Below are 22181 nucleotides of genomic sequence, written 5' to 3'. Positions count from 1 at the left end.
TTTATGTGATTACTCGACCACCAGCCCGTCGATATGCAGCGAATCGATCAGGACGCTGACCCGTTCGCCGCGCTTGATCGGCCCTCCCTTGTTGGAAAACACCATCCAGTACTCCTGACCGGCTATCAGCTGGCCGGTCTGCCGCAGCGCGCCGATCTGGTCCATGACCGGAATCACGAGCATCGCGTGGCTCGTTTCTCCGTACAGGTAGACGGTCGACTTCGTGTCGGCGAGCAGGCGCGCCTTGTCCGGATCGACCACGCGGTAGCTGAAGCGGATCAGGTTGCCCGACGCGGTGCTGCGCACGTGCAGGTCGTCGATGCCCTTCCCCATCTGGTAATAGGCCTTCGCCTCGCGCGGCAGGCTCACCGGCACGTACGGCGAGCGCCGGTGCGCGGCCTCGGCCGGCGCGTCCTGCCCGGCCGCGGCCGGCCGAGGCAGAACCACCACGGCAACGCACGCGCCGCCCGCGAGCAGCAGCGCCGCTGCCGTGCGCCACGCGGCCCGTTTCACCGCAGCGCCCCGGTGAGCGTGGCGGGTGCCGCCTGCGCCGGAATCGGCGCCGGCGGGCGCGGTGCGGTACCCGGTTGGGTACGGGTCTGCGTCTGCGTGCGATTGCGCGGCGGCGTCTGGGTCGGGGCCTGCAGCAGCACGTTCGACGGCGGCCGCGCGAGCGCCGGAGACTGCGTCAGCGCACCGGCCGGCCGCGGCCGCGCCGCCGGTGCGAGCCGCGGCGCGCCTGCCAGCGGCCGCCGCAACGCCGGCGCCTGGATCTGCGTCAGCGGCTGGAGGCCGTTGAGCAGGCCCTGGATCCCACCGGCGCCCGGCAGCCCGGCGAGCAAACCCGCCACGCCGGCCGGCTGGTTCCCGCCCAACGCCAGCGGATCGGTCGGCCCGCCGCCGAGCAGGCCGCCCAGCAGGCCCGGCGTCACGTACTCGACCGCGCCGATGTCGTAGCCGTTGCCTTGCGGCCGCGGCGTGCCGAAGATGTCGTGATTCGGTGCGCCGCGCCCGGTGGCCGCCCCGATCGCCGGCGATGTGCCCTTGATCGAGTAGTTGCCCATCATCACGTTGTAACCCGCACTGCCCGGCGTGAGCGCCTCGTTGAACAGCGACAGCGGCCCATACGACATGTTGATCCACTGGTTGCCTTCATCGGGCGTGGCCGTCGGCATCAACCCGAACAGCGGATTCGGCAGCACCGCGTCGGCGATCCCGGGCGGCACGGCGAAGCCGTTCCCGCCGGCTTCCGGCGGTACCCGCGACCCGTTGCAGTACTGGCCCACCGTCTGCGGATCCGCCGCGATGTTGGTCGTGGCGTAGCCCGCCGTGCTGGTCATGATCGAATGCTGCGGATTCATCGTCAGCCCGGATTGATGATTGGCAGGCCCGGTGTCGCCCCACGCGCCGATGTCCCAATAGAACGGCGGGGTCGTGCCGCCCGTCACGCAGAAGCCTGTCGACTTCCCCTGCTGGTTCAGGACCGGGTTCAACGTGACCGCGTTCTGCACGCCGGGGATGTTCGGGTTCGGCTGCGAACTCACCGAGATGTAGAACGAGCGGTTTTGCCAGAACAGGTTGTTGGTCAGCACCGGGTTCGAGAACTTCGTGCAGTTCGGCTCATCCGCGGGACACCTGACGTTCCCCCTGAAATTCGCGGGCGGCACGAACGCTGCCAGCAGGTTCTGCGTATGGGATGTCGTCTCCAGCCCGGCCGGCTGCTGCGTCGAGGCCTCGATGAAGCTCGTGCACGTCGAGTCCGCGCTGTTCGGGCTGCTCGTGCATCCCGGCGGCGGCACGTTCGACTGCGACGCGGCCGGCGTATTGAACAGCACGCCCGCCGACGCCGTCGCATCGTTCGCGATCACCGTGTTGTTGATGAAGTCCACGCGCACCGCATCCTGCAGCGACACGCCACCGCCCGACCAGCCGGCCACGTTGTCCGCGATGATGTTGTTGATCACGCGCACCTTGTACCACTTGTTCGGGTTGCCGAGGTTGCGCTGCACGTCCGTGCCGTTGACGCTCTGCAGCCGCAGGCCACCGCCCTTGCCGCTCTCCGCGGTATTGCCCATGATCAGGTTGCCGTCGATCACCAGATCCGGGCCGATGCCGTCGGACAGCTGCGGCGCGCAGTCGACGTCGACGAGGCTGTTCTCGCAGAACGTGCCGTCGGGCGGCACGCCCTGCGCGATGATGCCACCGCCGTACGTCGGCAACGTCGGGTTGTTGCTCTGGTTGAACAGCACCACGTTGTGCGACAGGTCGCCGTTGTAGCTGAACCCGAAGTGCGCGACGCCGCCGCCGTCACCGCTGCTGATGTTGCCGCATACCCAGTTGTAGTTGAACTTGTAGTAGTCGGCGCCCGAGCAGAGCGTCACGCCACCTGCCGACGACGGCGTGGTCGAGTTGATCTCGTCGCCGTACGACGCGTTCCCCGTCACCGCGTTGTGATGAACGTTGACGAACGTGTTGTACATGAACGGCAGCTGCGTCACGCCGTCCGCGGCGATGTTGCCGTCGGGCACTTCCACCTGGCCGACCGTGATGCCGCCCGACAGCGTGCCGGCATTGCCGGTCACCCGGTTGTTCGAGACCTCCGTGTAATGGTTCCAGCCGTGCAGGAAGATCCCGCCGCCCCCCTGCGAGCTGTTGGTGACCGTGATCCCGTCGATGCGCGACGGGTTGCACAGGAAGTTGCTGTAGTTCGGGTTGTTCGGATCCGTCGTGCAGTCGTGCCGCGTCAGCAGCGTGCAGACACCGTTCGCGGTGCAGTTTGCGCTCGGCTTCACGCCCTTGCCCAGCACCGTGATGCCCGCGCCTTCATACGCGCCCAGCAGCGACGGCTCCATCAGCAGCTCGCCCAGGTTGCCGTTCAGCGTACCGTCCCAGCCGACCGTCGGCTCGAACGGAATCGGATCCGCGTGCCCCTGCATCTGCGTCGAGCACTGATAGCTGCCTGACGGATCGTACGGGTTGTTGGTCGGCGAGATCGGCTTCGTCGGGTCGTACGCGGCCGAAATCATCCCGCCGTCCAGCGACGTACCGAACAGGCACGAGATCAGCCTGCGCCACGGATCGAGCTTGCCGGACGGATGCGTGTTCGCGTTGACCGTCACCGACCCGGCGCCGACGCCTTGCAGCCGCACCGGCTTCCACATCACCAGCATCTCGTTGTACGTGCCCGGGCCGACGACGATCATGTCGCCCGCGCTCGCATTGTCGATCGCGGTCTGCAGCGCGTTGCTCGCGCCGTTCTCGCCGCCGACGTAGGTCGGCGTCTTGCCGCCGACCGTCACCGTGATCGCGTCGATCGAGCGCTTGCCGTTTCCGGCCGTGACCACGAGCTCACCGCACTGCGTCGCCGGCGCGCCCATCTGCTGGATCGTGCAGGTCGACGGCGCCGTCAGCCCCGGCAGCGTCGGAATGCTCAGGTCGGGCACGGTGACGACGATCTGCGTGTCGCTCCACGACACGACCGGTGCCTTGACGCCCGCGATCGTGACCGTACCGGTGCCCTGCGTGCCGCCGAAGCCGTAGTGGCGCGTGATGAACTTCTGGTTGAACGGCGCCGTGCTCTGGCTCGGCCCCGTGTACGCGTGGTTCGGCACCTGCTGGTCGCCCAGCGCCTTGATCGTCAGCGTCTTGCCGGGCGCACTGACCCACGGGCCCGCGCCCGCGCCGATCGCATCGCCGGTCACGCTCGAGATTGCCGGCGTCGCATCCGGATACGCGCAGTCGGGCTGGTTGTATCCGTCGGCGAACGCCTGCACCGGCACCACCGGCGTATCCATGTACTGCGTCTGTCCGGGCATGAACGGAATCTCGTAACAGAACTGGCTGTAGGCCGGGTTGTACAGCGGATCGGTCATCATCTTGCCCGGATGATTCGGATCGGGGATCGGGCCCGGGTCGTTCATGCACGTGACCATCATCGTCGGCGCATAACCGGTCGGGTTCGGCGGGTTCACTTCCCAGGTCGAGAAGGTCAGCCCGTTGTAGATGCCCCACTGGTCCGAATAAGTGCGCGAGGTTTCGTTGCCGGAGAAATCCTTGAACGAGACCGGCACGTTCGGCACCGCGAACTTCTCGCCGAACTGCGGCGAATACGGGTCGAACTCCGACGAGAAGTCGTCGAGCATGAAGCCCGTGTAGTGCGCCGCAACGTGCGTCGAGCTGAAGATCCAGAACTTCGCCAGCACCGACTCCTCGTCGGTCAGCATCACCTCCTTGCGATCGCACAGATGCCGCGATGCACCCGCGAACGGCGCGACTTCCTTCGATCCCGGGAACAGGCTGATGTAGTCCGGCACGATGCGCAGTTCGCCGACGCACGGCCAGAACCGCTCGACGCTGCCGGTGTCGCCTTCGCCGTGCGGCGTCGAACCGAGGTCGGTGGTCATGTTCTGTGCGTTGTTCCTGTTGTACGTCGAGTTCACCGCGGCCTGGTCGGGCAGGATGAAGATCGCGCCGATCCCGCCGAACTGCTGCGTCACCGGTGCGATGAAGTTGTCGCCGATCAGGATGTTCTTGTCCTCCTCCTTCACCAGTTCGTAGCCCGGCGGCACGATGATCTCGACCACGTACTTGCCGGCCGGCAGCATCGGCGTGCCGTCGACGGGGTTCTTGCCGACGCAGATCGTGCAGTTCGACGCGACCGGCTTGCCGCTCGCGTCCGTCGCCGTCACGCTCGGGAACTTGTACATCCCGTCATACGGCGCCGGCTGGATCTGGTTGAATACGTGCATGCCGTCGTAGCACTTGAACTGCGCGTTCGCCGGCAATTGCCGATGTTGCGGATCGAGCCAGTTGGTGCTGTTCTTCAGCGTGAAGTAGAACGGGTCGTTCGGATCCTGGCCCGGGCAGTTCATGTTCGGCGTCACGCCGTCCGCGCGGAAGCCCTGCGCCCAGTCGTCCCAGCTCGCCGTCTTGGTCGTGTCCACCAGCGTCAGGTTGGTCGTGCCGTCCGTGGCCGTGCCCTCCTGATACAGGTTCACCGTGACGTTCGGCACGTTGGGCGTCCACTTCGTGTGGATCAGCAGCGTCGGATCGTCGAACGGCCGCGTCGACGCATAGATCACCTCGCCGCGAATCCCGCCGTTCTCGCCCTTCGCGAATGGCGTCTTGCCGAACTCGATGAACGAGTTCTGCCCGGAGAAACCCTGCCATGCCTCCGAGTTCACCCACGGCGGATCGACCCGGCCCGTCGAGCCGCTGCCGGTCGACGTGCAATCCGCGTCCGCGCAGTAGCGCGCGCCCGGCACCCGCAGGTTCGGCGGCACGGGCAAGGTTTCGACCGTGTTCGCGAAATTCCCGGCGATCGTCGAGTTGCCGCTGCCGGGCACGCCGGTGCTGTCGACCGGACCGCCCGCGTCGTACACGACGTGCGTGCCGCTCGACTTGTAGCGCGTCTGGTCGTCGTCCACCACGTACCAGTTGAACAACGGGAACACTTCGTTGAACGGCGCGTAGCCATTGCCGTCCGTGTTGTTGAAGCTCGAGAAGCTGCCGTCGCGGAACCGCAGGTTGGTCGACGCCAGCGCGATGCCGGGATCGTCCGGGTGCGAGATGCCGTCGCCGTGCAGGTCGATGAAGGTCCGCGTATAGAGGTTCGTCTGCCACTGCAGCACGGCGAGATCGCCGACGTCGACCGTCGTGCTCCCGTTGGCCGCAGGCAGCTGGACGGCCTTCGCCAGCCCGTCGACGATCTGGTCGTTCCACTGATCGAAGACCGTGATGCGCGTCGTGCCGCTCGGCAACCCGCTGATCGTGAAGCGGCCCTGGCTGTCGCACTTCGTGAAGCCGTAATCCTCGCCGTCCGGATCGCCGACGCTCACGTAACATTGCGAGAACGCCAGCGAATCGTGCGACCCGCTGCTGTACAGATTCTCGTTCGGCGGACGGCCGTAGTGCAGGTTCGTCACGCGGCCCGTGAGCGTGTTCGGGCACGCGCCGGTGTCGCACAGCCCCGTCTTGGCCGCGTTGGTGCGCCGCGCGTTGATCGTCTTCGGATTCGCGAAGCCGATCGACACGTGATAGCCGGCCGGCCCGAACTCCTGGAAGTACGCGGGCCCGCCGACCTTGATGAACGCGTCATGCGCCTTCTGGCCGTCGAGCGTGTTGGTCTGCAGCCATTCCTCGCCGCGACCGATCCGGTCGGCCGCCGGCGTCGCGATCACGCCGTAGCGGCCCGGCATCAGGTTGGCGATGACCGCCTGGCCGACCAGCGGCGACAGCGTCTTGCCGTCCGATTCGAATTTCGGGCAGGTCGGGATCATGCCGACCAGGCCGTCGGTCGCCGTCGTGATCGGGCACGCATTGAGTCCGGTGAGCGGGTCGATGGTGCCCTGCAGCGAATTCGACAGCGGCATGTTGAACATGTCGTAGGTCATCTGCCCGGTCGGGTCGCCGGTGCCGCCGGCGTCGTCCCAGAGCTTGATCTCGAAGCCGCCGAGGCCCGGCTCGCGCGCGGTGCCGAAACCGTCGGTCCCGCCGCTGACATCCACTTCGCCGTTCAGCGGCGCATCGTCCTCGAACACGAACACCGACAGCTTCGCGGTCTGGTACGGGGTTTCCGTCAGCAGCACGTTGAGCTGTCCGGCTTGGCCCGCCGCGGTCTGCCCGGCCTTCGCGGCCGCGATCTGCGCAGGCGAAATCGGCGCGCCGCCCATGCTGTGGCCGCACTTGCCGGTGCCCGGCGCGAAATCCGCGCCGCTCGGGCCCGACGGGCAGTCGAGCGCGATGCTGAATTGCCGCGTGGTGTTGGCGGGCGGCACGCCGCCGCCATTCACGAACGTGTTGCCCGCGTCGCCCGGCAGGATCGAGATGTAGTAATGCTTGGTCGGATCGAGCGCCACGTATTTCGGATCGACCGGCGTCTGCTGCGAAACGTTGGTGCCGGTGCGGCACGCGCCGTTGCCGACGTCGCACACGGTCGGCAGGTGCGTGTTGGACACCGGGTCGTACACGGTCTGCCCGGATTCGCACGCGACGGTGCCGACACAGCCGGCCGCCACCACCGGCATGTAGCTCGTATGGAAGTTCGTGCCGAGACTCGGCACCGGCAGCGGCGGGCAGTTCGCCGGCCGCGACGTCGCCGAGTTCACCTGGCAGGCCGGATCGATCTGCATCGTGCGGTCTTCCTCGATGATCCAGCGATAGTCGGTGAGCTTGACCATCTTGTTCGGCGCGACCGCATCCGGCGCCATGCTCGGCGCATCCATCACGTTCACGACGAGCCCGCTGCCGGGATTGAAGGTCACGGTCACGGTCCCCGCGTTCGCGCTGGTCTGGTTCTGCGTATTGGTGACCTTGTACTGGAACGACATCGTCTGCGCGGATGCGCCGGCCATCGGCGGCGTCATCGGCATCGCGGTAAACGAGCCGTCCGGATTCAGCGTCACGGTGCCGTTCTTCGCGCTCGACGCGACGATCTGCGCGGTGAGCGGCAGCCCGGCCGGATCGCTCGCGCTGGCGAGCACGCCGGGCGCGCCGATCTGAACCTGCGACGCGATGTTGCTCGAGAAGCTCGCATTGCCCGCCGTGGGAATCGACAGGCACTTGTTGCTCGTGGTGCAGGCGGTCAACGTCACCTTCGCCGTCACCGGCGGCGTGCCGTTCGTCGACTGATAGACGAAGCTGTCGTTCGTCGCGCTGCTCGACAGGTACGTGAAGGTACCGTCCGTGTTCAGCTTCAGCGTGCCGCTGGCAGGCGGCGTCTGGACCTTCACGCCGTAGACGCCGGAGTCGTTCGCGATCACGCCCTTGGCCGGATCCGACACGGCGAGTGTCGTGCCCGGCACGAAGTAGTAGTTCGCGCCCGTGGCGGTCGGCGTTTCGCCGATACCGGCGGTCGCGGACGGCTGCGCGTTGTTGACCGCAATGTAGGCCTGCATCCCGCCGTCGCGCAGATTGTTGGTCGACAGGCTCAGCTCGCGGTCGTACACGGGCATCGCTCCGGCGGCCGGCGCGTTCACCATCACGTCGTAGGTCTTGCCTGCAGCCATGAACACCGAGTTCTGGATGCGCTGCGTGCCGGGCAGCACGTTGCCGTCCTCGGCGACCAGCGCGAACCCGGGTACCGACGGATTGCCGGTTTGCGCGCCGACCACGGCCGGGACGTGCATGCGCAGGCCGGCGTTCACCAGGCGCACCAGCACCTGCCCGGTCGACGGCGGCACGTTCACGCTCGGCCGGAACGCCGACGCGTTCGGGTTGGTGCGATCGAAGGCCACGCCGTTGATCAGGTAATAGCGCGGATCGTAGTTCACCACCGGCGGATAGCAGGTGCCGAACGTGATCGACTTCGAGTCGCCGCACCCGCCGGGCTGACCCGACCACGCGGCAGTTTCGCTGAAGCCCTTGGTCGCGACGGCCGCGGCGACCGCCGCGTTCTGCACCGGATCGATCTCGCTCATCACGAGCGGCACGTCGGCGTCATAGCAGGACGCCGAATTCGGATACGCCAGCTTCGTCGACGCGCACGTCGAGCTGGCAACGGCCGGGCTCTTCACGACCAGCACGCCGTACAGGCCCATCGGCCCCTGGATCGACGGGTGCGTGCCCGACTCCAGCAGATAGGTGCCGGGCTTCAGGTTCGGCCACGTGAGCGTGGTGTGCGATTTCGGATCGGTCGACGCCGGCACCTCGGTCCCGAACGACTCGACGCGCGGCCCTTGCGCGGGCGGCACGAACGACGCCATCGGCGCGGTCGAAGTCGCGGTGACGATCGGCCAGGTCGTGGCGGTCTGCGTCGGATGGACCGGGCTCGGCATGGTCGTCGGCTTGTCGCCGAGACCGCCGCCCAACTGCCCGACGATTACGAGCGAGGTCGGCACGGGCGCCGGCAGGTTGTTCGTCAGGTTGATCTGCAGTTGCCCCGCCGGCACGGTGATCACCACCGGCGACCAGTTCGCGCCGGCGGTCGTGTTCGCGGCCGCGCAGGTGGCATTCACGGCTGGCGCCGCCGCGACGCCGGCCGGCGTGCAGCTGTAGCCCCACATCGGCACGGACTGTCCGTCCGGCATCAACGCCGTGGACGCCTTCGCCGTGAGATTGACGACCGCTTGCGCGAAACATGCCTCGCCTGCCGTCAGCAAGATGGATGCCGCGACCCCCGCCTTGAACAGATCAAGGAACGTCGCCGTGAGCTTGGTGGATCTCATCGCCTTTCTCCCCACCCCTAATTGGATTCGTCGATCGGAAATACCGGAGGATCAACGAGCATCATCATCATCATTCCGCCGGGGAAGATGTTGTTCGTCGTGATCTCGCGCTCGTTATGCGAGTGCCACATGAACGCGAAGCCTGCTTCCGTCGCCGGCGGGTTCAAGATCGTGTTGCTCGGCGGCGAGGTGCCTGTCGGCGCCGTCGCACGCACGGTCGCGTCCGGCCCGAGATACGGACTGCCGCCATACCAGAAGCCGTTCGTCAGGATGTTCGAGTCCGGCAACGTGACCGGCCCGCCGCTGCCGACCTTGCCGAACGGCGCCTTCTCGAGCGCCTTGCCGTGGTCCTGGCACCACTCGTAGTAATTCGGCGCGTCGCGGGGGGCCGGCGGATTCGACGCCGTCGTGTAGTAGCCGTTCGCGTCCGGCACGCAGACTGAGCCGTCGCCCGCGTAGTGCGCGTAGACGTCCCAGTTCAGGCCCTTGCCGGTCCAGTAGAAAATCCCGTCGATCGTGGCGCCGGGCGTCGTGGTGGTCGTGAACAGCAGCGGGCCCGCCGGCAGCCGCGGGTTCGCCGGGTGGTTCGGGTCGGCCGGGCTCAGCAACAGGTTGCCGTCGCGCGCCAGCACGCGCACGTGATTGCCGTGCTCGTGGAACGGATGCTGCCAGCGGCCGGTACCGATGATCCGCAGCAGCACCAGTTCGCCCGGATGCATGTGCGGGTTGCCGTTATACGGCTGGTGCGGGTACTGCGGCGCGTAGTTCGGATCCATGTCGTCCGGCATCGAGCGGCCGTTGACCATGAAATACGCCGGGTGATAAGGCTCGGTCTCGACGGTCATGCAGCCGGTCGGCTTGGTGCACGACGTATTCGCGGCGACCTGCTGCTCCGCCTGCTGATGGATGCGCGGATCCATTTCGGAGAACTGAAAAAGATACTCACGATCGTAGCAGGCGGCGCTGTTGTCGTATGCCGCCACAGCGTTGCGGAAATCGTGCTGGCCGAACGGCCTGCCCGAATCCGGCAGCGCCATGCAGCCCGCCGTATTGACCGCCGTATTCGGCAGCACGATGATCGCGCCGTACAGCCCCATCTCGATCTGCAGGTCGCCCTGCGTGCCGCTGTAGTACGTATGCGTGCCCGGCGTCGCCGCGACGAACGAGTAGGTGACCGTCGCGCCGTGCTGCGCTTCCCGCGCCAGCAGCCCGGCAACGCCGGAGGTGCCGCTGCAGGTCTTGCCGTCCGGGCTCAAGGTGCCCGTGCACACGACGAAGCCGGGAAACAGCATCGACGTGTTGCCGGCCGCCGCCGGCAGGTTGTTGGTGAGCGTCACAGTGATGATGTCGCCCTGCCTGACGATCAGCGTCGGCCCGGGAATCTGCATCGTCGGACAGGTCGCGCCGGTAATCGTCGACGGCGAGAAGACGAGCGGCGTCGCGCTGGTGGCCGCGCAGCCGTAGCCCCATGAATAAACGCTCGTGCCATCGGGCTGGGTGATGCGCGCCTCCTGGGCAGTGAGGTTGAATACCTTGCCGGTGATGCCCGGCGCCGCGGCTTGCGCGTGCATCGACAGCAACGCGGCGAGCGTCGCGACGCCGACGCGCGCGAGCCGTCCGAGACGGGCGAGCGTCGCGGTCCACGCATGATGAGTGATGTGTCCCACGGCTTTTCTCCTAGGGCAGGACTTCCCGGCCGGGCCCGCCCGATGACACGGGCAGGCCCCGGTCTTCAAAGAGTGCAATGCTTCGTGACCGGATCCACCGTGCGGCAGATGTGGACCTCGGTCATCAGGCCGCCGAAGTTTTCCTGATCGTTCGACAGGTGATCGAGGTTCGGCGTGTACAGATAGAAAATCTGGCCCGAGTGGTATTTCGTCTTGTCGCTGGCGTCGAGAATCAGGTCGAGCGACTCGCCGCCGCCGAGCGTGATCGAGTTCGTGTCGTAGGCCAGGTTGTTGCCGGCCATGTCGCGCAGCAGGCGGGCATTGATCGCGACCACGTGCATCGGGATGCCGAGCGATGCCAGCGTCTGGTATTCGGTGACATCGAGATCCGAGATCCGCAACAGCGCCCGGCCGCCGGCCGGAATGTTGATCAGCGTCGACAGCGGTTGCGACGGATGCATCGTGCTGTCCGACGCGGGTGTCGACATCGCCCCTTCGGTCACCGTGTCCGGATAGCTGCGGCCGTTCAGCAGGAAGAACTTGTCCTTCATGTCGGTGAACGGCTCCGGATTGAACGTCATGCCGACGAAGTGGAAGTTCGGATCGAAGCCGTGGATCTGGATCGGATACTCGACGTCGTACGCGGTCGAGCCGTCGCCGTCGTTGTACGCGTAGAGCGACAGCGTTTCCGGCGTGGTCGCCGGAATGTTGGCGTTGGCCGCGCGCACGAGGCCGTTGTTCTGCTTCGGCAGCGGCGTCGAGCACAGAATGTCGTTGCCGCAGCGCGTGCGCAGGTCCGACTGCTGCGTGACCAGCGCCTGGTACAGCGACAGGCCTTTCGGCACCCGGTCCTGGCGCGGCCGCACGTAGATCTGGCCGACCATGCCCATCTGCAAGTGCTCCGGCGGCGTGATGTGGCAGTGCCAGAAATAGGTGCCCGCATCCGGCGCGAGATAGTAGTACGTGAAGCTCGCGCCGATGTTGATCGCGACCGACGCGTCCGGTACGCCGTCATAGAACGACGACGCGTTCGGATAACCGTGGAAGTGCACCGTGTGCCGCTCGAACAGGTCCGGGCGCATGATCATCCCGACGTTCGTGAGCGTGAGGAAGAACTCGTCGTCCTCGTCGATCGCCATCATCGGCGCCGGCTGGTTGCCGTTCATCACGCCGATGTCCATGATCGGCCGCGGATCGACGTGGCCGGTCAGTGCGCCGCCGGCATCCGGATCGGGCGCGAGGCCGACCGCGCCGTTGTAGGTCGGGTCCGTCCTGGGGTCGCCGACGGTGTTGAACACCGACGCGAGCTCCGTGCCGGGCAGCCCGGCCTTGATGTCCGCGAGCCCGGACAGCGGGCCGAACGCGAACAGGTAGGTCTGCACGCCATTGGCCATCGTGGCGTAGCCGTCGCCGCCCGAGATCTGCTGGCACTTGATCGCGCCGTTCACGGCGCCGGTCGACGTGGAATTCTGGCCGGTATAGGTCGGCTTCGTGTAAGCGGGTTCGCCGACCCCGGGCGCCAGCGCGGTCGGGTGGGACGGCGTGGTCGACGGGCACTGGACGCGAAACGACTGGGCAAACGAGGGAACGGCGCACATCAGGAGCAACAGTGCCGCCACACTGCTGCAACACGCGCGGGTACTGAACATATGACCTCCATCCAAGGGGTCCGCCAGCGACACGCGCTGGACATCATGCTCTGCTGCAGACGCAGGCCGCGAAGCTTTCACGGCCCGTACCGGCATTCTGCGGACGCGCGCGCAAGGCCGGGATGGGTCACCCTCCTACTTTTGCATAGGGGGTCCCCGGCGAACGGGAGGCATCATTTGCTGCACGATCGGCGCACACGGCGAGCGCATGCCGGCGGCGCGGCCAGCCGATGATTGAAACGACGGAAACGATGGTCGGGCGCCGAACGACGCGGCGATTCGGGGGAGGATGGCTGGCGACGCGGTAGACTTCGCTGTGGCGCAACCGCGGCGTTCGGGCCCTGGTGGCGGGCTTGCCGGCCTGCGACAGGAAAAGACGGGCAAAAAAAAGCGCCACGGAGACCGTGGCGCTAAAAAAGTTCTAGCCATTCCGAGGGCCGTGCTAGAACCTGAGAGACTGCGCGAAACACCGTTGCCGGTTAAACTCCTGAAACGATGTTTCGAAAACGTGAGACATTCTTTCCGTTTCCGCCCGACAAGTCAAGCGGTATTTGCACCGGTTTGTTCACTTTCCGGCAACGCTCATTTGAGCACTTTCCTAATAAACCAAGGGTGAACCCGTAAAATCGCATCGGATGAACGATTCACCCACGGAACATGCATCTTTTGACAATCATCCTACAATACCAACAAAATGAAATCGAGTTTCGGAAATAGAGAGAATCCCTCGTGTCGACATCTGTAACGCCTCCCGCGCCCCGAGACCGCGAATCGTCGCCGGACGAGATCACCGCGCTCGCGCGCGGCCTCGCCGTGCTGCGCCGCATCGCGGCCGCCGACGCCCCGGTCAGCAACCGCGAGCTGACCGAATTGACGGGCATCCCGAAGCCGACCGTGTCGCGCATCACGGCGACGCTCGTCAGCGCCGGCTTCCTGTTCCAGCTGCCCGACAGCGAGCGCTTCGTGCTGACCGCGTCGGTGCTGGAGCTGAGCCACGGCTTCCTGCGCAACTTCGACATCCGCGCGCGCTCGCGGCCGTTCATGATCGAACTCGCCGAGCGCACGTCGCTGTCGGTGCACCTCGCGGTGCGCGACCGCCTCGACATGGTCGCGATCGACGTGATCCGGCCGCGCTCTGCCGTGCTCGTCACGCGCCTCGAGATCGGCTCGCGGATGGACATCGCGCGCACCGCGGTCGGCCGCGCGTATCTCGCGGCGCTGGAGGACGACGAGCGCCGCACGCTGCTCGACGCGCTGCGCGCGACGGCCGGCGACGACTGGCCGCACGTATCGGCGCGCCTGACCCCCGGCCTCGAGGACGCGATGCGCGCCGGCCACGCGATCGCGATCGGCGAATGGCGCGAAGGGCTGAATGCGGTCGCGGCCGGGTTCGTCGGCCCGTCGGGCCAGCGCTATTCGGTGAACTGCGGCGGCGCATCGAGTCAGTGCCCGCCCGAATGGCTGCAGGAACACGTGGTGCCCGCGCTGCACGAGTGCATCGCGAAAATCACCCGCGAGATCGGCGGCGCGCCGGCCCGGCGCAGCGCCGTGTAATCGATCCGTCATCGCCCCGTCGCGTTCTGTAACGACCGTAACCCGTTGAAAGATAGACGACTGGACTGTAACGGGGACGGGACGTAGGATCATGCCCATCGTCGCGCCGCATTCGCGGCGCGCACCGCTCTTTTCTTTTTCCGCGCAGACCGGAAGGGCCCGGACCGAGCCGGCCTTCCGGCACCGCATGCCCCTGCGCCGCCCAGGCCCGTTTTCCAGCCCGGTTTCGAGCCCGTTTCCCGGCCTGCCGAGCCGTCTTCCTGACAGAACCCGATGGACAATCAACAAAAGCCCACGCCCCCTTCGAAGGATCCCGCCTCCCCCGCCGCGCGCCGCCCGCGCCGCCCGCTGGTGATCGGGACGCTCGCGGTCGTCGTCATCGGCGGCCTGCTGTGGTGGCACCCGTGGAACCGCACGCAGGCCGACGCGCAGGCAGCGGCCAGCGCGGCCTCCGGCGCGAGCGCAGGCGGCGGCCATCGCGGCCGCGGCGGCCCCGCCGCGATGGCGAACGTTCCGCAACCGGTATCGGTCGCGACCGCGACGCAGGGCGAGATGCCGATCGTGCTGTCCGCGCTCGGCACCGTGACGCCGCTCGCGAGCGTGACGGTCAAGACGCAGCTGTCGGGCTACCTGCAGTCGGTCGCGTTCCAGGAAGGCCAGATCGTCAGGAAGGGCGACCTGCTCGCGCAGATCGACCCGCGCCCGTACCAGGTCGCGCTCGAGAACGCCGAAGGCACGCACGCGCGCGACTCGGCACTGCTCGCGACGGCCCGCCTCGACCTGAAGCGCTACCAGACGCTGCTGTCGCAGGATTCGATCGCATCGCAGACGGTCGACACCCAGGCGTCGCTCGTCAAGCAATATGAAGGAACGGTGAAGACCGACCAGGCGGCGATCGACTCCGCGAAGCTGAACCTCGCGTACGCGCGCATCACGGCGCCGGTGTCGGGCCGCGTCGGCCTGCGCCAGGTCGACCCCGGCAACTACGTGACGCCGGGCGACACGAACGGGATCGTCGTGATCACGCAGCTGCAGCCGATGAGCGTGATCTTCACGACCTCGGAAGACAACCTGCCGCAGATCGTCAAGCAGGTGAACGCGGGCCGGAAACTGTCGGTCACCGCGTACAACCGCAACAACACGGTACCGCTCGAGACGGGTTCGCTCGCCACGCTCGACAACCAGATCGACACGAGCACCGGCACGGTCAAGCTGCGCGCGACCTTCGATAACAAGGAAGGGCTGCTGTTCCCGAATCAGTTCGTGAACGCGCGGCTGCTGGTCGACGTGATGCGCGATGCAACGATCGTGCCGACGGCCGCCGTGCTGACGGGCTCGATCGGCCAGTTCGTGTACATCGTGAAGCCCGACAACACGGTGACGGTGCGCAAGGTCACGATCGGCCCGGTCGACGGCGAGCGCACGAGCATCGTCAGCGGCGTCGCGCTCGGCGAGCGCGTGGTCACCGACGGCTCCGACCGGCTGCGCGAAGGCGCGAAGATCACGATCCCGGCCGACAAGCCGAAAGGCGCGTCGGGCGCGCACGGCGCCGGCGCGGCGTCCGGCGCATCGGGCGCGGCCGCCCGCCGCGGCGGACACAAGCACGGCGCGTCGCAGGCAGCGGCCCCCGCGGCCCAGTAACGCGCGGGCCGCTCGATGAATCCATCCCGCCTCTTCATTCTCCGGCCGGTCGGCACCGCCCTCCTGATGGCGGCGATCATGCTGGCCGGTCTCGTCGCGCTGCGCTTCCTGCCGCTCGCCGCCCTGCCCGAGGTCGACTACCCGACGATCCAGGTCCAGACCTTCTATCCGGGCGCGAGCCCGGAGGTGATGACGTCGGCGGTCACCGCGCCGCTGGAGCGGCAGTTCGGCCAGATGCCGTCGCTGAACCAGATGTCGTCGCAAAGCTCGGCCGGCGCGTCGGTGATCACGCTGCAGTTCTCGCTCGACCTGCCGCTCGACATCGCCGAACAGGAAGTGCAGGCCGCGATCAACGCGGCCGGCAACCTGCTGCCGTCCGACCTCCCGGCCCCGCCGATCTATGCGAAGGTCAACCCGGCCGACGCGCCGGTGCTGACCCTCGCGATCACGTCGAAGACCCTGCCGCTCACCCAGGTGCAGGACCTGACCGACACGCGTCTCGCGATGAAGATCTCGCAGATCGCGGGCGTCGGCCTCGTCAGCCTGTCGGGCGGCAACCGGCCGGCCGTGCGGATCCAGGCGAACCCGACCGCGCTCGCGCAGTACGGGATGAACCTCGACGACCTGCGCACGACGATCTCGAACCTGAACGTGAACACGCCGAAGGGCAACTTCGACGGCCCGACGCGCGCGTACACGATCAACGCGAACGACCAGCTCACCAGCGCCGATCAGTACAACGACGCGGTCGTCGCCTACAAGAGCGGCCGCCCGGTGATGCTGACCGACGTCGCGAAGATCGTCGCCGGCTCCGAGAACACCAAGCTCGGCGCGTGGGTCAATGCGGAGCCCGCGATCATCCTGAACGTGCAGCGCCAGCCGGGCGCGAACGTGATCGCGACCGTCGACGCGATCAAGGCGCAGCTGCCGAAGCTGCAGGAGACGCTGCCCGCCGCGCTCGACGTGCAGATCGTCACCGACCGCACGACGATGATCCGCGCCGCCGTGCGCGACGTGCAGTTCGAGTTGCTGCTCGCGGTCGCGCTGGTCGTGCTGGTGATGTACCTGTTCCTCGCGAACGTCTACGCGACCATCATTCCGAGCCTGTCGGTGCCGCTGTCGCTGATCGGCACGCTCGCGGTGATGTACATGGCCGGCTTCTCGCTGAACAACCTGTCGCTGATGGCGCTCACCATCGCGACCGGCTTCGTCGTCGACGACGCGATCGTGATGATCGAGAACATCGCGCGCTACGTCGAGGAAGGCGACACGGGCCTCGAGGCCGCGCTGAAGGGCTCGAGACAGATCGGCTTCACGATCATCTCGCTGACGGTGTCGCTGATCGCGGTGCTGATCCCGCTGCTGTTCATGGGCGACGTGGTCGGCCGCCTGTTCCACGAGTTCGCGATCACGCTCGCGGTGACGATCGTGATCTCGGCGATCGTGTCGCTCACGCTCGTGCCGATGATGTGCGCGAAGCTGCTGCGCCATTCGCCGCCGCCGGAGAGCCACCGCTTCGAGGCGCGCGTGCACCGCGCGATCGACTGGGTGATCGCACGCTACGGGGTCGCGCTCGAATGGGTGCTGAACCGCCAGCGCTCGACGCTCGTCGTCGCGGTGCTGACGCTCGTGCTGACCGGCCTGCTCTACGTGTTCATACCGAAGGGCTTCTTCCCCGCGCAGGACACCGGCGTGATCCAGGCGATCACGCAGGCGCCGCAGTCGATCTCGTACGGCGCGATGGCCGAACGCCAGCAGGCGCTCGCGGCCGAGATCCTGAAGGATCCGAACGTCGCGAGCCTCACGTCGTTCATCGGCGTCGACGGCAGCAACATCACGCTGAACAGCGGCCGGATGCTGATCAACCTGAAGGCGCGCGACGCCCGCTCCGAATCGTCCGCGCAGATCATCCGCGACCTGCAGCAGCGCGTCGCGAACGTGACCGGCATCTCGCTGTTCATGCAGTCGGTACAGGACCTGACGATCGACTCGACCGTGAGCCCGACGCAGTACCAGTTCATGCTGACGAGCCCGAACCCGGACGAGTTCGCGACCTGGGTGCCGAAGCTCGTCACGCGGCTGCAAAAGGAGCCGTCGCTCGCCGACGTCGCGACCGACCTGCAGAGCAACGGCCAGTCGGTCTACATCGAGATCGACCGCGCGAGCGCCGCGCGCTTCGGCATCACGCCGGCGACCGTCGACAACGCGCTGTACGACGCGTTCGGCCAGCGCATCGTGTCGACCATCTTCACGCAGTCGAACCAGTACCGCGTGATTCTCGAGTCGGAGCCGAAGGAGCAGCATTACGCCGAATCGCTGAGCGACATCTACCTGCCGTCCGCGGGCGGCGGCCAGGTGCCGCTGTCGTCGATCGCGTCGTTCCACGAGCGGCCGTCGCCGCTGCTCGTCGCGCACCTGTCGCAGTTCCCGTCGACGACGATCTCGTTCAACCTCGCGCCGGGCGCGTCGCTTGGCGAGGCCGTCAAGGCGATCGAGGCCGCCGAGAAGGACATCAGCCTGCCCGCGTCGTTCCAGACGCGCTTCCAGGGTGCGGCGCTCGCGTTCCAGGCGTCGCTGTCGAACCAGCTGTTCCTGATCCTCGCGGCGGTCATCACGATGTACATCGTGCTCGGCGTGCTGTACGAGAGCTACATCCACCCGATCACGATCCTGTCGACGCTGCCGTCGGCCGGCGTCGGCGCGCTGCTTGCGCTGATGATCACCGGGCACGACCTCGACATCATCGGGATCATCGGGATCGTGCTGCTGATCGGCATCGTGAAGAAGAACGCGATCATGATGATCGACTTCGCGCTCGAAGCCGAGCGGGTCGAAGGCAAGCCGCCGCGCGAGGCGATCTACCAGGCGTGCCTGCTGCGCTTCCGGCCGATCCTGATGACGACGCTCGCCGCGCTGCTCGGCGCGGTGCCGCTGATCGTCGGCGCGGGCGCGGGCTCCGAGCTGCGCCAGCCGCTCGGGATCGCGATCGCGGGCGGCCTGATCGTGTCGCAGGTGCTGACGCTGTTCACGACGCCGGTGATCTACCTCGGCTTCGACAGCCTCGCGCGCCGCGTGCGCGGCTGGTTCGAGCGGCACGGCCCCGGCGCCGGCACGCGCACGGGCGTGTAAGCAATGAACCTGTCGCGCCCCTTCATCACCCGCCCCGTCGCGACGACGCTGCTCGCGCTCGGCGTCGCGCTCGCGGGCCTGTTCGCGTTCATCAGGCTGCCGGTGTCGCCGCTGCCGCAGGTCGACTTCCCGACCATCTCGGTGCAGGCGTCGCTGCCCGGCGCGAGCCCCGAGACGGTCGCGACCAGCGTGACGAGCCCGCTCGAGCGGCACCTCGGCTCGATCGCCGACGTCAGCGAAATGACGTCGACCAGCACCGTCGGCAACGCGCGGATCATCCTGCAGTTCGGGCTGAACCGCGACATCGACGGCGCCGCGCGCGACGTGCAGGCCGCGATCAACGCGGCGCGCGCCGACCTGCCCGCGTCGCTCAGGAGCAACCCGACGTATCGCAAGGTCAACCCGGCCGACTCGCCGATCATGATCGTGTCGCTCACGTCGGAAACGTCGTCGCCCGCGAAACTGTACGACGCCGCATCGACGGTGCTGCAGCAGTCGCTGTCGCAGATCGACGGGATCGGCCAGGTGTCGGTGAGCGGCTCCGCGAACCCGGCCGTGCGCGTCGAGCTCGAGCCGCATGCGCTGTTCCACTACGGGATCGGTCTCGAGGACGTGCGGGCCGCGCTCGCGTCCGCGAACGCGAACAGCCCGAAGGGCGCGATCGAGTTCGGCCCGAAGCACTACCAGCTCTATACGAACGACCAGGCGTCGCAGGCGTCGCAGTACAGCGACCTCGTCGTCGCTTACCGCAAAGGCGCGGCCGTGCGGCTGTCCGACCTGTCCGAGGTCGTGGACGGCGTCGAGGACCTGCGCAACCTCGGTTTGTCGAACGGCAAGCGCGCGGTGCTCGTGATCCTCTACCGCTCGCCCGGCGCGAACATCATCGAGACGATCGACCGCGTGCGCGCGGCGCTGCCGCAGCTCACCGCGTCGCTGCCGGCCGACATCACGGTCACGCCGGTGCTCGACCGGTCGACGACGATCCGCGCGTCGCTGAAGGACACCGAGCACACGCTGCTGATCGCGGTCAGCCTGGTCGTGATGGTCGTGTTCCTGTTCCTGCGCAACTGGCGCGCGACGCTGATCCCGAGCGTCGCGGTGCCGATCTCGATCGTCGGCACGTTCGGCGCGATGTACCTGCTCGGCTTCTCGATCGACAACCTGTCGCTGATGGCGCTGATCGTCGCGACCGGCTTCGTCGTCGACGATGCGATCGTCGTGCTCGAGAACATCACGCGCCACATCGAGAACGGCAAGCCGAGGTTGCAGGCCGCGTTCGACGGCGCGCGCGAGGTCGGCTTCACGGTGCTGTCGATGAGCATCTCGCTCGTCGCGGTGTTCCTGCCGATCCTGCTGATGGGCGGCATCGTCGGGCGGCTGTTCCGCGAGTTCGCGCTGACGCTGTCGCTCGCGATCGGCGTGTCGCTCGCGGTGTCGCTCACCGTCACGCCGATGATGTGCGCGCGACTGCTGCGCGAAGCGCACGACGTGCAGGAGGAAGGCCGCCTCGGCCGCTTCCTCGAGCGCTTCTTCACGCGGATGCAGCGCGGCTACGAGCGCTCGCTGTCGTGGGCGCTGCGCCGCCCGCTGCTGGTGCTGCTGATCCTGTTCGCGACGATCGGGCTGAACGTCTACCTGTACATCATCGTGCCGAAGGGCTTCTTCCCGCAGCAGGACACCGGGCTGATGATCGGCGGCATCCAGGCCGACCAGTCGACCTCGTTCCAGGCGATGAAGCTGAAGTTCGCCGAGATGATGCGGATCGTGCAGGCGAACCCGAACGTGAAGAGCGTCGCGGGCTTCACCGGCGGCACCCAGACCAACTCGGGCTTCATGTTCGTCACGCTGAAGGACCGCACCGAGCGCAAGCTGTCGGCCGACCAGGTGATCCAGCAGTTGCGCAGGCCGCTGTCGGACGTCGCGGGCGCGCGCACGTTCCTGCAGGCCGCGCAGGACATCCGCGTCGGCGGCCGGCAAAGCAGCGCGCAGTACCAGTTCACGCTGCTCGGCGATTCGAGCGCCGAGCTGTACAAGTGGGCGCCGCTCCTGACCGAGGCGCTGCAAAAGCGCGCCGAGCTGACCGACGTGAACTCCGACCAGCAGCAAGGCGGCCTCGAGGCGATGGTGACGATCGACCGCGCGAGCGCCGCGCGGCTCGGCATCAAGCCCGCGCAGATCGACAACACGCTGTACGACGCGTTCGGCCAGCGCCAGGTCTCGACGATCTACAACCCGCTGAACCAGTACCACGTCGTGATGGAGGTCGCGCCGAAATACTGGCAGAGCCCGGAGATGCTGAACCAGGTGTGGATCAGCACGTCGGGCGGCAGCGCGAACGGCTCGCAGACCACCAACGCGGCGGCCGGCACCTTCGTCGCGACCTCGGCCGGCACGTCGAGCGCCGGCACGGCCGCGACGAGCGCCGCGGCGATCGCGTCCGATTCCGCGCGCAACCAGGCGCTGAACTCGATCGCGTCGAGCGGCAAGTCGAGCGCGTCGTCGGGCGCGGCGGTGTCGACGTCGAAGTCGACGATGATTCCGCTGTCCGCGATCGCGACCTTCGGCCCGAGCACGACGCCGCTGTCGGTCAACCACCAGGGGCTGTTCGTCGCGACGACGATCTCGTTCAACCTGCCGCCGGGCGTGTCGCTGTCGCAGGCGACCCAGGTGATCTACCAGACGATGGCGCAGATCGGCGTGCCGCCGACGATCGTCGGCAGCTTCCAGGGCACCGCGCAGGCGTTCCAGCAGTCGCTGAACAACCAGCCGATCCTGATTCTCGCGGCGCTGCTGGCCGTCTACATCGTGCTCGGGATCCTGTACGAAAGCTACATCCACCCGATCACGATCCTGTCGACGCTGCCGTCGGCCGGCGTCGGCGCCCTCCTCGCGCTGCTGCTGTTCAAGACCGAGTTCAGCATCATCGCGCTGATCGGCGTGATCCTGCTGATCGGTATCGTGAAGAAGAACGCGATCATGATGGTCGACTTCGCGATCGACCAGACGCGCAACGCCAACAAATCGTCGTTCGATGCGATCCACGAGGCGTGCCTGCTGCGCTTCCGGCCGATCATGATGACCACGATGGCGGCACTCCTCGGCGCGCTGCCGCTCGCGTTCGGCCACGGCGACGGCGCCGAGCTGCGCGCGCCGCTCGGGATCGCGATCGCCGGCGGCCTGATCATGTCGCAGGTGCTGACGCTCTATACGACGCCGGTCGTCTATCTGTACATGGACCGGTTCCGCGTGTGGGGCGAAAAGCGCCGCAACCGCCGCGGCAATTCGGGCGGACCGGCGGTGGCCGGGGAGTAAGCGGACCACGAGCAGGCGGCCGCCTGACTGGCTTGCACGCCGGCGGCGATCGGCTATCGTGTGTC

8 protein-coding genes are annotated in these 22181 nt (G+C 67.3%); 4 read left to right on the top strand and 4 right to left on the bottom strand.

Going from position 1 to position 22181, the window contains the following annotated elements:
• Window positions 1-9: 9 nt before the first annotated feature.
• The 4 genes from U5A56_RS03265 to U5A56_RS03250 form a co-directional block, all read right to left on the bottom strand.
• Window positions 10-513, bottom strand: coding sequence for a hypothetical protein (locus tag U5A56_RS03265; RefSeq protein ID WP_044849256.1), 504 nt, complete (start codon window positions 511-513; stop codon window positions 10-12).
• Entirely contained in the window at window positions 510-9164 is an 8655-nt protein-coding gene (locus U5A56_RS03260) for a choice-of-anchor Q domain-containing protein (RefSeq protein WP_321920904.1), read from the bottom strand. The genes U5A56_RS03265 and U5A56_RS03260 overlap by 4 nt, the downstream gene beginning before the upstream one ends.
• A 17-nt stretch (window positions 9165-9181) precedes the next feature.
• Window positions 9182-10831, bottom strand: coding sequence for a multicopper oxidase family protein (locus tag U5A56_RS03255; RefSeq protein WP_321920903.1), 1650 nt, complete (start codon window positions 10829-10831; stop codon window positions 9182-9184).
• A gap of 65 nt (window positions 10832-10896) precedes the next feature.
• Entirely contained in the window at window positions 10897-12480 is a 1584-nt protein-coding gene (locus U5A56_RS03250; RefSeq protein WP_321920902.1) for a multicopper oxidase family protein, read from the bottom strand.
• Between the two features lie 729 nt (window positions 12481-13209).
• Here U5A56_RS03250 and U5A56_RS03245 point away from each other — a divergent pair.
• The 4 genes from U5A56_RS03245 to U5A56_RS03230 all read left to right on the top strand — a co-directional run bounded on the left by U5A56_RS03245 (window position 13210) and on the right by U5A56_RS03230 (window position 22116).
• Window positions 13210-14034, top strand: a complete 825-nt coding sequence (locus U5A56_RS03245) for an IclR family transcriptional regulator (RefSeq protein WP_124487387.1) — start codon at window positions 13210-13212, stop codon at window positions 14032-14034.
• 273 nt (window positions 14035-14307) lie between these two features.
• Window positions 14308-15675, top strand: a complete 1368-nt coding sequence (locus U5A56_RS03240) for an MdtA/MuxA family multidrug efflux RND transporter periplasmic adaptor subunit (RefSeq protein WP_044848931.1) — start codon at window positions 14308-14310, stop codon at window positions 15673-15675.
• Between the two features lie 15 nt (window positions 15676-15690).
• Window positions 15691-18804 (top strand): MdtB/MuxB family multidrug efflux RND transporter permease subunit, encoded by a 3114-nt coding sequence (locus U5A56_RS03235; RefSeq protein ID WP_321920901.1) that lies wholly within the window; start codon window positions 15691-15693, stop codon window positions 18802-18804.
• A 3-nt stretch (window positions 18805-18807) separates the two neighbouring features.
• Window positions 18808-22116, top strand: a complete 3309-nt coding sequence (locus U5A56_RS03230) for an efflux RND transporter permease subunit (protein WP_321920900.1) — start codon at window positions 18808-18810, stop codon at window positions 22114-22116.
• Window positions 22117-22181: the final 65 nt, after the last annotated feature.

It is taken from the genome of Burkholderia sp. BCC1998 (assembly GCF_905339875.1).
GTDB lineage: Bacteria > Pseudomonadota > Gammaproteobacteria > Burkholderiales > Burkholderiaceae > Burkholderia.
This window is presented reverse-complemented; position numbering and strand designations above follow the sequence as displayed.

Bases quoted from the DNA above. Each gene is read 5' to 3' on its own strand.
- U5A56_RS03260 (WP_321920904.1), bottom strand. From the start codon at position 9,164: ATGAGATCCACCAAGCTCACGGCGACGTTCCTTGATCTGTTCAAGGCG.
- U5A56_RS03250 (WP_321920902.1), bottom strand. From the start codon at position 12,480: ATGTTCAGTACCCGCGCGTGTTGCAGCAGTGTGGCGGCACTGTTGCTC.
- U5A56_RS03240 (WP_044848931.1), top strand. From the start codon at position 14,308: ATGGACAATCAACAAAAGCCCACGCCCCCTTCGAAGGATCCCGCCTCC.
- U5A56_RS03235 (WP_321920901.1), top strand. From the start codon at position 15,691: ATGAATCCATCCCGCCTCTTCATTCTCCGGCCGGTCGGCACCGCCCTC.
- U5A56_RS03230 (WP_321920900.1), top strand. From the start codon at position 18,808: ATGAACCTGTCGCGCCCCTTCATCACCCGCCCCGTCGCGACGACGCTG.